Consider the following 12,347-nt stretch of genomic DNA (forward strand, 5'->3'; position numbering starts at 1 on the left):
GTCATCGCATCTTCTGGCTGCACCATGACATGCATCACTAAACGTTTGCGGGGTGCATGACAGCGCGCACGATGCCCGCGGGATCGACCCGGCCCGATGCTTGCTTTTATGCAAGCACAACATCTCCAGGCTACCGGGACCAGACCATGTCGAATCCGCTCGAAATCGTCGAACTGACGCATTACGTCAAGAAGCTCGCGACGGGGAAAATCTCCGATATCAACGACATCAATCGCGAGACCACTTTCCTCGCACTCAACGCCCTGATCGAAGCGGCGCGCGCCGGCAATGCGGGGCGCGGCTTCGCGGTCGTGGCGAATCAGGTCAAGCATGTGTCCGCGCGGATCGGCGAAATCACCACGGTGCTCAATCGCGAACTTGCCGGCTCGCTGACCAAGCTGACCGATCTCGGCGACAGCATGATCGAACGGCTGCGTTCGCACGAGGGTCAGCGCTGCGCCGATCTCGCACTGAACATGATCGACGTGATCGACCGCAATCTGTACGAGCGTTCATGCGATGTGCGCTGGTGGGCCACCGACTCCGCGGTGGTCGACTGCCTCGCCAACAAGAGCGCCGAAACGCGGGCGTATGCGTCGCGCCGTCTGTCGGTCATTCTCGACAGCTATACCGTGTACCGTGATTTATGGATCATCGACGCAGCAGGCAATGTGGTCGCGAATGGCCGCCCGGATATGTATGCGGTGCACGACCGTAATGTCGGTGAAGCCAGCTGGTTTCGCGAAGCGATGAAAACGCCTTCGGGCGCGGACTTCGTGGCCGGCGATATCGAGGCGCTGCCGCTTTTGAAACACGCGCACGTCGCGACCTATGCGACGGCGATCCGCGAAAACGGCGCGGTCGACGGCAAGCCGCTCGGTGCGCTGGTGATCTTTTTCGATTGGGCGCCACAAGCGTCGGCCGTCGTTGAAGGCGTGCGGCTCACGGACGAAGAATGGCGGCGCACGCGCTGCATGATCGTCAACGCGTCGCACCGCGTGATTGCGAGTTCGGACGACAAAGGTGTGCTCGACGAACAGTTCCGTCTGAACACCGACGGCCGTTCAGCAGGCTTTTATCAACTGTCTGATGGCCGCACCGTATCGTTCGCCGCCACCCCAGGCTACGAGAGCTATCGCGGCTTGGGGTGGTATGGCGTGATCGTGCAGTCACCTCCGGCTTAAGCCTTGGCTCACGTGCGCGTGATCGATGCGCCGCCGTCGACTAGCGAAGCGGTGCCGGTCACGAAGGACGAGTCGTCCGACGCAAGATAAAGCACCGAGCGGGCGAGTTCTTCCGGCCGTGCGACCCGCTTGAGCGCATGCAAGCCGGTCACGAAGGCCTGGGACTCGGCGGTGTCGTTCATGCCGCGATACATCTCTGTGTCCACGGCGCCGGGCAGAATGGCGTTGACGCGCACACCTTGCGGTCCATATTCGGCAGCGAGCGCCTGCGTCAGCCCAATCAACCCGGCCTTGCTCGCAGCGTATGCCGCGGTGCCCGGGAAAGCGAACGAATAACCGACGAACGTCGACGTGAAGATGATCGATCCACCGCCTTGCTTCAGCATTTCGGGGATCTGGTGCTTCGCACCCAGAAAGGCGCTCGTCAGATTGGTCGCCAGGGCGGCCGACCAGCCGGCCTCCGACACACCCGTGGTCGGGCCCATTTCGCCCAGCGTGCCGGCGTTGTTATAGGCGATGTCAAGACGGCCGAAGCGGCTGACAGCGAGCGCGACCAGCGCTTTCGCGAAGTCCTCCGACTGCACGTCGCCCGCCAGAAACGCCGCCTCGCCGCCTGCGCTGACGATCTCGGCAGCGAGCGTTTCAAGTTCAGCTTCGCGGCGCGCGGCGATCACGACTTTTGCGCCTTCCGCGGCGAACAGTTTTGCCGTGGCACGGCCAATTCCCGCGCTCGCGCCAGTCACGATGGCGACTTTTCCTGTCAAGCGTTGCATGTTCAATCTCCTGCTGCAGTTTGTTGGCCAGTGCCCAATGCCTTGGTCCGTGAGAAGCAATATAGGCTTCAGCCACATATACAGAAAGGCACAAAATATGGGGATATCATTCAGCATTTATGAATGATCGGAGAAGCACATGGATCGGCTGCGCGCTTTTGAAGTCTTCGTGACGGTGGTGAGCCGCGGCAGCTTCACGCGCGCGGCCGATGCGCTCGAGACGTCGCCCGCCAACGTGACCCGCTATGTGAATGAGCTGGAAGCGCATCTCGGCACACGCCTCTTGAATCGCACCTCACGCAGGCTTTCTCTCACCGAGGGCGGCGAGACCTTTTACGCCCGCTGCAAATCCATCCTCGACGACGTCGCCGAGACCGAGGGGCTCGTGTCGTCTGCGTCGGTCGAACCGCGCGGACGACTGCGCATCAACGCGCCTGTGAGCTTTGGGATTCTGCACCTGGCGCCGCTATGGCCCGAGTTCATGCGGAAGTATCCGGAAGTGGAACTCGACGTTGCGCTGATTGACCGCGTGGTCGATATCGTCGATGAAGGCTATGACCTCGCCATTCGCATCTCACGCGCCGGTTCGACTAACCAGGCGGCCCGCAAGCTGGCGACATCGAGAAACATCCTGTGTGCGTCGCCAGACTACCTGGCGCGTTGCGGCTACCCCGCAGCGCCAGCGGACCTGATGGAGCATCAATGCATCGGCTACTCGTATGCAGCCACCGGCGACGAGTGGCAACTGATCGACAGTGAGCGCAAGGCTCACACCGTGAAGGTCAACTGTCACATGCATACCAACAATGGCGATACGGCGCGCGCCGCCGCGATCGCCGGGCAAGGCGTGATCTGGCAACCCACGTTTCTGGTCGGCAACGATCTGCGCACCGGCAAGCTCGTTCGGGTATTGCCCGAGTACCGCTTGCCTGACATCGACGTACTCGCGCTGTACCCGAGCCGTCGGCACCTGAGTGCCAAGACACGCGCAATGGTCGATTTCCTGGTCGATGCGTTCGGCGGTGTGCCGCCATGGGATCGGGATGACGGAGGTTGAGCGGGTGTCGCGCCGGCATCGCGGGCGCAGCAAAGCCCGCGGTGACGGGTCAGCTCAGTCTTTGCCCCACCGCCAGCGCGGCGGTTCTCCCTTGAGCCAGCATACGGCCACAAGGGCGACACTCAATAGCGCGACAAACAAGGCAAAAGTGACAGGCTCCAGGTCCGGACGGAGAAAGCGCATACCGAAACCAATCAGCGCAACGTACATGAACAACACGGCCCATCCTTGCCACCGCGACGGGAAGCCCCAACCCCAGCCGTAGCGTTTCGCCGGAAACCAGTATTTATGCTCAGGTGACATTGCGCGATCCTGTCACCCGGACGTAGGGCAGCACAAACAGGTGGAGCCCCGTGAACAGCAAGAGGGCCAGGAGCAGCAGCGGCGCGTGGCTGTGTCGCGGAGGAATGGTCATCATGGAATCAGCCAAAGCGCCGCCGCATAGATGACGAGGGATACGGCAAACGTAATCGCCGTATAGCCCATGACACGCTGAATGCGAATGCCGGCAATAGCAACGACGGGCACGGCCCAGAAAGGTTGCAGCATGTTCGAGACGTTTTCGGCCATGGCGACACCCATGGCGGTGCGCGGAACCGAAGCATGCAGGCTGAGCGCCGCGGGGAGAACGAAAGGCCCCTGAACAGCCCAATGTCCGCCTGCGCTTGGAATAAGCAGCGTGATGATAAGCGAGCTGAAGTAACTCAAGACAGGAAGCGTGAGTGGAGTCGCAATGGCGACGAACGTCTTGGCGATCGCCGACGCCAACCCGGTCCCCGTCATGATGCCCATGATGCCGCCGTACATCGGATACTGAAGCAGCATCGAACCGGTTTGCCGCGCGGCGCGGCGAATCGCATCGGCATAGGCGATCGGTGTGCGCTGCAGCGCGAGCCCCACCAGCAGAAAGATCAGGATCGTGGTGTTGATGTCCAACTCGAAGCCCTTGCTGGTCCACGTCATCGCAAGAAAGCCGCCGCCCAACGCCAGCAAGAACAGGGTGCCGAGCATTGACCGTTCTGCACGGGCAGCGAAGGACGATACCTTCGCGTCCCGCGCATGCGGATCTGCCTCTGCAACCACGGCGGGCTCGGGCTGCGTTTCATTGAAAGCGACAACATCTTCTTGCTTCGGGTGCATCCAGATGAAGATCGCCGTCATGACAACAACAACCAGTACGGTCGGGATGAAGACGAACGGTGCGAACACGGTCTCACTGAGCGGAATCACCTGTCCGGTGGCTTTCTCAACGAGATTTAACGCGTTGCCATGCGATGCCTGCGACAACGCGATGGAGCTAGACAGGCCACTATTGCAGACAGACCACGCCGAGTAGCTGCCTGCGACGAGCCATGCGAAATCGACCTTCACGCGCCTCGCGATTTCGCGCGACAGGAGTGCACCGACAACCAGGCCAAGTCCCCAGTTGAGCCACGCGGCCACCGCGACGATCGGGAAAACCAGCAGCGCGGCGCGGGTCGGCGTGCGCACGCCGGCAGCCATCGCACGCAGGCCGCGCTGGACGAGGGGTGCGTCGGCGATCGCGTAGCCAGTCGCCAGGATCAGGATCATCTGCAGCGCAAAGCCGAGAATGTTGAATGTGCCACCGTACCAGGAGGTCAGGATGACCGGCACCGAAGCATGGGGCGCGAAGGCCAACGCCAGCAGGGCCACCACCAGGGTCAAGCCGATCGCAAGGATAAATGGGTCCGGCATGACCTGTTCAAACACGTAGACGAGGCCCGAAACAACGCTCCTACGGCGCTCGCTGTGACCTGTGTCGGTTGACTTGATGTCTCTCTTGTTCATGGTTTCCAGTACTTTGGGCGCACGCTTTTGTGGTAACACTCCCCAGCACCCGCGCGTGACGCTAACAGGTGCGTTCGGCTGACAAATGCCCTACGCCGCAGCATCGTATCGCCGCGGCGGACCATACATGATTTCTGAGTCTACTGCAGTGCGGGTCACACTAGCCAGGATGACCATCGCCACGTCGAGCAAACTGTGGTGCCGGGGTCGGCAGATACCCCTAAGTAAAAATGCCCATCGTATTTTTCTGCCAGGCCTATCCCGAGGTCGAAGTAGAGATCGCCGCAAGCAGAGCTGATCGATCTTGCTGCGGAAGTATCGTTCACGCCTATCTATTGCGTACTGCGCGGAATACATCGAAATGCAAACGGAGTGTGTATCAGATAGAGATCAGGATAGTCGAGCCCGAGCCTCTCAAGACCTGCCTCGAACGCCGGTTCGACACGCTCGGGCCGACGATTGGAGTTCCACAATTTTGTGGTCACGAAGATGTCTTCGCGCGCAATCCCTCCGGCAGCAAGCCCTATCCGCAGAGCCTCGCCCACCTCGCGCTCGTTCCGATATCGTTCGGCACAATCGAAGTGACGATAGCCGGCTCTTGGACTTGCAATCGCCACGCCAGGTCCCAGACAGGTCTGCTCATTGATCAAGTGTAGCAAATGAAAGACTGGGCAACTGCGGAGGGTTCCGGGAGAGTGCAACACGCCGTTGGTAACGTTCTTCGCTTTCAGACCCCTCGGGCAAGATGCCATTACAATCCAGCACTTCGATCCAACAACGGTGATTTTCGCCATGAGATACCTCCTTGCACCGACACTCGCGGCAATCATCGCGGCCGCAAGCACGGCTGCGGCAGCCCAGACATCCGGGGCCAGCGACACACCCAAACTGCAGTGCGCCATTGGGTACGTCACCGGCATCGGTGGATCGGCACAGAGCTTTCGTGAATACCTTGCGACCCCCGACAGAGACAGATATCGCTACCTTGCTGACAACCCGATCCAATGCAAGATCTCCGATGAGGGTCGCGCGTCAGCCTGTACCGGCGTCACAAGCCTTCGGCATGAAGAGGTCAGCGTGTACGACGACATCGACAACGAGACGATGGCCGTAGTCGCGCGCGTGGAACTCGAGCGCGGGACCTACCCGGTGATTATCGTCGTGCGAAAGCAGGACGTGAAATGCGAAGAGTGAATGGCCGTGATGCGGCTTTGCGGAACACCTTTCGCATCAAGCGCAATCACCTGGTACAGCTCACGGTCGCATAAATTGAACGCCGACAAGGCAAGCTTTTCGTACTGAAGCGCGTCGACGGATGACTCAATGGCCACATCGCATGAAGGTTCGCTCCCAAGATGACGCCCGACCGGCCCCCTAACCGACACAAATACCCGGTACTGCGATCTTCTGGAACAGGTGTGGCGAAGCGATCGCCGACGAAGGATACGCGGTGAGTTTCGCCTTGAATTCCGGATGGGTGAACGCCGCTCGAAAGTGGGCGATGGACTCCCACACGGCATTCAACGCGACGCGGTGGGGGGGAAACGGGGACAGTGAGCGCATCCGGAACGTGTCCAGCGGCTGCAAATCGGTTTCGCCCGAATAAAACGACACGCGGAAATGCGCTTAGCAGGCCGTGCGCGCAGCGGGAACGATTACTTTGATGTGACGCGAGAAGCCTGCTCGACCGCCTGTCTGGTGGTTCTCGACACGGCGCGCTCACTGCTTCGGCGTTGCTTTCAGCAACATGGATCGCCTGTTGAGCGGCCTTGCGCGCCGTTTCGTACCAGGTGCCCGTGGCGTCGATCGCAGACTTCAAGGCTGTGATGGCCGGTTCTGCAGCAGCCGGCGCATGCTGCGCGGCCCCGTCGATCAGCTCTCGCAATTTGCGCTGCTGCGCAGTGAAATGCTCATTTGCGACGTTTGCAACTTCCAGTTGTGCATTTAAAGCAATAGCGAACAGTTGGCCGTAGTACGACTGGATTCGCGGAGCGTTCCGTTCCACCGCGCCCCTGCGCAGCGTGGCCCACTCTTGCGGACTTTTTGCCGATAGTGCATTGCGCATCACTTCGTCAGCTTCGGCGATACCCGACCTGGTGGCTTGCAGGTTCAGATCGACCACTTTCTGAAAGCTCTCGAAGGCTTTGTTTAGCAAAGCAAACGATGTTTGCGCGTTGGCTCGTTGCAGCGCAGCGTTTTGTTCTGGATTCCACAGATTCATTGCTTGCTCCGAGAAGTGCCTGGCCAGGGGTATGCTGAGGACAACCTTTCATTCCCTGGATTAGGGTTGCGTCATGCGATCTTCGTTGACGGTGCGAATGGTGCCATCGAATCGCTCCATTTCCAGCTGCTGCCTTATACCGTCCTGCCATGCCTCAAAAGCTGAAATCTGCGCCAACGTCATCGCTCGAACTCCGAGCAATACATTTCCGGCGCCCGCAGCGTTCAATGTGGCGGCCAGGCCGTCCGCGAATAATTCATGCACGGCCGCCGCGAGCAAAATCGAAGCATTCCGCCCGTCCCCTTCGCCGGCCGACGCATGCTCGTTCGCGGCGTGTCCATCGGGCATCGAAGCAGACCCGTCAATGTTAGCTCTGGTAGCGGACTGCCCGGGCCGGATCTCGTCAGCCGCAGGACAAGCAGCCTCTACCGGGATCCTCGATCTTCGCGTTATCGCACGCGGACCTCTGACGACCTTGCGGCAGTGAGCCTTGACGTCATCACACATCGCCGGATCAGGGGGCACCACAAACAAAGCTGCAACTGAATTGCGACGACCGCCCTTTCCCTCTGTATCGCGTCTGTTGTCCTCAAGGCCGGGAAGCGTGGTCTTCGGCCGGCGGATGGATGCAGTGCGTTGTAGTCTATTCCGTTTCGCGGATCGTTCTGCGTCGAACTGGTCTAGCTGCAGGAGCAGGCTATCGATCGAACACAACTGGCCTTTCGACAGGTGACACGAGTCGAGTAGCTCATGGAGTCGTTTGCGCCAGTATTCGGCCGGCAAAATTGGACCGCCGAGAAACCCGCACAACGACGGCCGCATCACGCGCGCAATGTGCGCGATGTCGTCATCAATCAATATGCCCACGCCCGCCCCCGGTACGTCCTCGCATGTTGGTCATTGACCGGTGTACATTTATATATAAGCAGAAACTATAGGCTATTTTCCGAAAAAGCCAATTGCAAGCGACATAATTGCGAAAAGGTATTTCACTCTACCATGCACAAAAAATGAGCTCCGCTGGAAATGGCAAAACCCGAGTCCATTGCAACTGGAAGCGCAATTTAAGTCCGACCTGCAGGCCCGCGAGCATGCGACATGCATTTGTCGTTGGTGCAACAAAAGTGAATGCAGTCGCATAAAAGGCGATATGTGGAATTTCTGCCACTTTTGAGGCACCACGTTAGTGCGCGAAACATCATGAATGTCTCTTGACCCTAGCGTCGCGCGACTTCAGGCGACCGCACGAGCCCTCTTATCGGACACCTGTCCTTTCGGTCTGCTCGCATTGCGTGGCTCGTTGCCCGGTGATCCAAACCATCGATTTAAACAGAATGCCTATCCGGAAATCGCCCAATCTATTACGCATTCTCTTGAATACGGCGGAGCGATCCAAACGCTTTCCCGCTCCTGTATCGAGCAATATGACGAAACAGGGAATCACCATGCTGAATTTATCAAAAAAATTTCTATCGCACATATTGCTCGCTGAGCAAAGACCGCATTAGGATGGGGCACCCTGGTGCGCGGTGAAATAGCGGCAAGTGCCCCGGTTCCCGGATAGGTGCACGGGCTTTCTTCCTCTTCGCGATGGAGCAAGGTCCGAGTGAAAGTGAACAGCCATTGCAGCGGCTGGTCATTCTGCACTGCTTGATTTTGTCTGTAAGCAATGTATGCACCCAGAAGGCCGACGGAATTCGCCTCGACCAGATGATTGAAGTGCTAGCTCAAAAAAAGCTCCGAATACGGCTAGTTGCTCAGTTTCGGATGCACAAGGCTGGTGGCCGATGCTGCGAGGACGCGTGGGGAGAAACTACATATTCCCGAGATTCAGATCAGGCGTCCCTGTCTTTCTTCTGATGCTCGTCGCCTTGGGCAGTACGGTATCCGAATCAATGGCACAAACCGCCCGGCAACTGGTCGCCCAGGTCATTGACGAGCGCCAAACCGTCGAACTGGCCGGCAATACCCGACCCGAAGTGAACGCAGGGGGTGATCGCGGACGCGTCGAAGACACGCTCGTTCTTGAGCACATGCAGCTCCTCCTGAAGCGTCCAGCCGAGAGGGAAGCCGCACTCGTTCGCTTCATCGACCAGCTCCACGATTCGAAGTCACCCTATTTCCACCAGTGGCTCACGGCTGAGCAGTTCCGTGCGAATTTCGGCCCGGCTGACGCCGATGTGGGCGTGGTCATTGACCGGCTTTCAAGGCATGGTCTAACAGTGAATGGCGTGCAGGCAGGTGCTGAGCTGGACGCGGAATGGGCCAGTGCAGCGGCGCCAGGCGCCGCCGTTGTACTCGCGTCCTGCGGAGACATCAGGACCACGCTCGGCGACATGGACGTAAACTGCTCGGGCACGAATGGTTGCTATCGCCCGAGCGGCAATTACGGTGTCCTCTCAACGAGCAATAGCAGCTATTCGAAAGCGTACGGCACCGGTGCGGGTTGGAACTTTGCCACCGGTATCGGCACGGTCAACGTCACCAATCTGGTGAACGCCTGGCCGCGTTGATGATGATCCCGCAAAGCCGCAAACGGGGCCTGACATCGCGCGCGATGTGTTGATTGGGGCATGCTCGACAGCGACCATCACCTGGCCCGCGCCCGGACTGGCGGGTTCGGGCAACTCATGGAATTCAAGTCCCGTTGCGGGGTCGCCATAGGCGGTGAGCACCATACCTTTCGTGATGAAACGCCTCTTCGATGGATGCCTAAGTAGACACGACGCCCGGGCATGCCCTATAGGGCATTGGGTTGCGGAACGTCAGCCAATCCGCTGGGGAAAAGCGTGCGCGTCAGATCTGCGCTCTGCCCCCGTCCACGAATAGTTCGATGCCCGTGACGAAACTCGAGTCATCCGAAGCGAGAAACAGGGCAGCCTTGGCAACTTCGTCGGCTTCCCCCATGCGTCCCATCGGGATGGTAGATAAAATTCTCGCCATGGCGTCCGGAGGCTGCTCGCCAATGACCGGGGTATTAATTGGGCCCGGGCTCAAGACGTTTGAACGGATGCGACGGTCCTTCAGTTCCACAGTCCATCCTCGTACGAAATTGCGGATGGCGGCCTTGGTCGCGCCGTATACCCAGAAGGCAGGCGTCCCTTTGGCGCTCGCGACGGAGCCCGTGAGAATGATCGATCCGCCGTCATTCAAGAGCGGCAGAGCCTTTTGGACGGTGAAGAGCACTCCCTTCACGTTGGTATTGAACAGTTTGTCGAAATGCGCTTCAGTAATATCGCCCAAGGCGGCGAACTCAGCCGTGCCAGCGTTGGCGAAGACGATGTCGATTCTTCGCCCTGTCGCGTTGATGTTCTCATAGAGACGATCAAGGTCATCCAGATTGGCGACGTCTCCATGGATGCCGGTCACATTGCTCCCGATGGCCCGCACGGCTTCGTCGAGTTCCTTCTGGCGACGACCGGTGATGAAGACGTAAGCGCCTTCCGCGACGAAGAGCTTCGCGGCGGCGAGGCCTATCCCCGACGAGCCGCCGGTGATGACGGCCACCTTTCCCTGCAACTTAGCCATAGCGACTACTCCGTCGATTGTTAATTCCGGTTGGCAGCGCTTCTGGGCTGCCGGTCAGCTGCCAAAAAATGGCCGGGCGCCCTTGTGCAGCATAGTGGGCAGAGGTCACATCGTCAAAATGACTTTGCCAAACGGCCGATCCTCTATCAGGTGGCGCAAGGCTTCGCCCGCTTCGGCGAGGGGGTAGATCCGCTCGACGATCGGCTTGACCTTTCCGCTTAGCACTAACGGGACGATGTCCTGCCACGCATTGGCGATTGTGGCCGGTGACTGGGCAAACAAAGAGAAGCCAGCCATCCGCGCACGCTTCCAGATCAGGTCAGTGACATCGATCGTGGTTTTGCGTCCTGCGGAATAGCCCAGCGTGATCAGGACACCGCCGAGACCCAGGCTGCTCAATGCCTCACTCGTCACCGTGCCGCCGATGCTCTCGATGACGATATCGACGCCCTTGCCGGCCGTTATCCGACGAACGCCGTCGGCGAGACCTTCCGCGGTGAGGTCGATCACGTCCTCGAAGCCAAGTTCGCGCGCTCTAGCGGCCTTCGCCGCGCTGCCGGCCGTGGAGATCACCTTGCCGGCGCCCTGCGCCCGCGCAAGCTGATAGGTCGCGTTGCCGACCGACCCGCCGATTCCCGGAGCCAGCACCGTCATGCCCGGCTTGAACCCGGCCTGCGTCAGCGTGATCTGTGCCGTCAGATAGGCCACCGGAAGGCTGGCCGCGACGACGTCCCCGATCGCGTCAGGCGACGCCAGATGTTCCGGCCTCACCAGCAGCCATTCCTGCCATGTGCCATTCTCACCAACGCCGTAGGGCCCGGTAAACATCACGCGGCTTCCCACCTCTAGCCCTGAGTCGCCTGCGTCCTCGATAACACCGACACCCTCATTGCCAAGCACCAGCGGCGCCTTGGCTCGAGGATGTCCACCCGACAGGACCGTGTATTCGAGCGGCGTGACGCCGGCGGCTGTCACGCGAACCAGCACCCGGTCCTTCGCCGGTTGCGGCTTTGGTAATTCAATCTGCCGTAACCTGTCATAGCCCGAAAAGGTTTCCGCTTCGATCACGCGCATTGGTATATCCTTTAAAGTAACAGACCTGTACGTAACTTTCATACTAGGTACCGATCTGTTACTTTGTCAACCTGAAAAATCCGAATCAAAGGAGTTTGCGGCTATGAAGGCAGGAGCCCGGCCCCGGCGGGGAGCCCCGCCAAAGGGCGAAGTGAGCGCACGCGAGCGTATCCTCGCGACGGCAAGCGAGTTGTTCTACCGCGAGGGCATACGTGCCATCGGTGTGGACACGGTCGTCGAACGATCCGGGGTATCGAAGACGAGCCTCTATCGCGTATTCGACTCCAAGGACGCTTTGATCGCCGCTTTCGCCGCCGAGAAAGATCGGTTGTTCTGGGCGTGGTGGGATAACGTTGAAGAGAAGCACGCTGAGGACCCGCGCGCTTTGCTGGACGCGCTGCTATCCGGAATCGCGAAGCGGATTGCTCACCCCGCCTTTCGTGGCTGCCCGTTTCTTAACCTGGTGGCGGAGTTTCCCGACGGCAACTATCCAGGCAGGCTTATCGCCCGAAACAACAAGGAGGAAATGCGGGCAAGGCTTGCAACCATTGTTGCCAGGCTGGGCGTCAGTGATCCCAACCGTACCGCGTCTCAGCTAGCACTGCTCATCAACGGTGCGTACGTCACCGGTTTGATAGCGGAGTCGGATGATCTGAGGGGCGACCTCATCGACGCTGCCATGAAATTGTTGGCCTAGTCGA

Annotated in this window: 14 protein-coding genes and 2 pseudogenes; 6 read left to right on the forward strand and 10 right to left on the reverse strand. The window is 59.6% G+C overall.

Annotation, left to right across the window (positions count from 1 at the left end; all coding sequences use genetic code 11):
* The first annotated feature begins 146 nt into the window (after positions 1-146).
* Entirely contained in the window at positions 147-1,184 is a 1,038-nt protein-coding gene (locus AYM40_RS34560) for a methyl-accepting chemotaxis protein (RefSeq protein ID WP_063500417.1), read from the forward strand.
* A gap of 8 nt (positions 1,185-1,192) precedes the next feature.
* Here AYM40_RS34560 and AYM40_RS34565 read toward each other — a convergent pair whose 3' ends face one another.
* On the reverse strand, positions 1,193-1,957 hold the full coding sequence (locus tag AYM40_RS34565) for an SDR family oxidoreductase (protein ID WP_063500418.1): 765 nt from the start codon (positions 1,955-1,957) through the stop codon (positions 1,193-1,195).
* 139 nt (positions 1,958-2,096) lie between these two features.
* Between AYM40_RS34565 and AYM40_RS34570 the strand changes: the two genes are divergently transcribed.
* The gene (locus AYM40_RS34570) at positions 2,097-3,014 is read left to right on the forward strand and encodes a LysR family transcriptional regulator (RefSeq protein WP_063500419.1); all 918 of its coding nucleotides are present in this window, start codon (positions 2,097-2,099) and stop codon (positions 3,012-3,014) included.
* A gap of 54 nt (positions 3,015-3,068) precedes the next feature.
* Here the strand turns inward: AYM40_RS34570 and AYM40_RS34575 are convergent, their stop codons facing one another.
* The 4 genes from AYM40_RS34575 to AYM40_RS43030 form a co-directional block, all read right to left on the reverse strand.
* Positions 3,069-3,317 carry a hypothetical protein gene (locus AYM40_RS34575; protein ID WP_063500420.1) on the reverse strand — a complete coding sequence of 83 codons (249 nt, stop codon included), beginning with the start codon at positions 3,315-3,317 and terminating at the stop codon, positions 3,069-3,071.
* Positions 3,307-3,432: a hypothetical protein gene (locus AYM40_RS43340; RefSeq protein ID WP_256390491.1), complete on the reverse strand. Its 126-nt coding sequence runs from the start codon at positions 3,430-3,432 to the stop codon at positions 3,307-3,309. Before AYM40_RS43340 ends, AYM40_RS34575 begins: the two co-directional genes overlap by 11 nt.
* Entirely contained in the window at positions 3,429-4,823 is a 1,395-nt protein-coding gene (locus AYM40_RS34580; RefSeq protein WP_063500421.1) for a TIGR00366 family protein, read from the reverse strand. Before AYM40_RS34580 ends, AYM40_RS43340 begins: the two co-directional genes overlap by 4 nt.
* A gap of 332 nt (positions 4,824-5,155) precedes the next feature.
* Positions 5,156-5,617 carry an aldo/keto reductase gene (locus AYM40_RS43030; protein WP_236721035.1) on the reverse strand — a complete coding sequence of 154 codons (462 nt, stop codon included), beginning with the start codon at positions 5,615-5,617 and terminating at the stop codon, positions 5,156-5,158.
* On the opposite strand from AYM40_RS43030, the gene AYM40_RS34590 reads away from it, so the two are divergent.
* Entirely contained in the window at positions 5,616-6,017 is a 402-nt protein-coding gene (locus AYM40_RS34590; protein ID WP_063500900.1) for a hypothetical protein, read from the forward strand. The genes AYM40_RS43030 and AYM40_RS34590 overlap by 2 nt on opposite strands.
* A gap of 180 nt (positions 6,018-6,197) precedes the next feature.
* Here AYM40_RS34590 and AYM40_RS43035 read toward each other — a convergent pair.
* The 3 genes and pseudogenes from AYM40_RS43035 to AYM40_RS43045 form a co-directional block, all read right to left on the reverse strand.
* Positions 6,198-6,341: pseudogene (locus AYM40_RS43035) on the reverse strand (antibiotic biosynthesis monooxygenase); the annotation flags it as partial.
* A 376-nt stretch (positions 6,342-6,717) separates the two neighbouring features.
* Positions 6,718-7,044: pseudogene (gene phaP / locus AYM40_RS43040) on the reverse strand (TIGR01841 family phasin); the annotation flags it as partial.
* Between the two features lie 60 nt (positions 7,045-7,104).
* Entirely contained in the window at positions 7,105-7,911 is an 807-nt protein-coding gene (locus tag AYM40_RS43045) for a hypothetical protein (protein ID WP_236721140.1), read from the reverse strand.
* Positions 7,912-8,248: 337 nt separating this feature from the next.
* Between AYM40_RS43045 and AYM40_RS41050 the strand changes: the two genes are divergently transcribed.
* Positions 8,249-8,536: a hypothetical protein gene (locus tag AYM40_RS41050; protein WP_148662397.1), complete on the forward strand. Its 288-nt coding sequence runs from the start codon at positions 8,249-8,251 to the stop codon at positions 8,534-8,536.
* Positions 8,537-8,939: 403 nt separating this feature from the next.
* Positions 8,940-9,557 carry a protease pro-enzyme activation domain-containing protein gene (locus tag AYM40_RS34615; RefSeq protein ID WP_158515379.1) on the forward strand — a complete coding sequence of 206 codons (618 nt, stop codon included), beginning with the start codon at positions 8,940-8,942 and terminating at the stop codon, positions 9,555-9,557.
* Positions 9,558-9,840: 283 nt separating this feature from the next.
* Here the strand turns inward: AYM40_RS34615 and AYM40_RS34620 are convergent, their stop codons facing one another.
* Positions 9,841-10,572 (reverse strand): glucose 1-dehydrogenase, encoded by a 732-nt coding sequence (locus tag AYM40_RS34620; RefSeq protein ID WP_063500427.1) that lies wholly within the window; start codon positions 10,570-10,572, stop codon positions 9,841-9,843.
* Positions 10,573-10,677: 105 nt separating this feature from the next.
* Positions 10,678-11,646, reverse strand: coding sequence for a quinone oxidoreductase family protein (locus AYM40_RS34625; protein WP_063500428.1), 969 nt, complete (start codon positions 11,644-11,646; stop codon positions 10,678-10,680).
* Between the two features lie 103 nt (positions 11,647-11,749).
* On the opposite strand from AYM40_RS34625, the gene AYM40_RS34630 reads away from it, so the two are divergent.
* A complete protein-coding gene (locus tag AYM40_RS34630) occupies positions 11,750-12,343 on the forward strand; it encodes a TetR/AcrR family transcriptional regulator (RefSeq protein WP_063500429.1) in 594 nt (197 codons plus the stop codon).
* Positions 12,344-12,347 lie beyond the last annotated feature (4 nt).

Source organism: Paraburkholderia phytofirmans OLGA172, assembly GCF_001634365.1.
Taxonomy (GTDB): Bacteria; Pseudomonadota; Gammaproteobacteria; order Burkholderiales; family Burkholderiaceae; genus Paraburkholderia.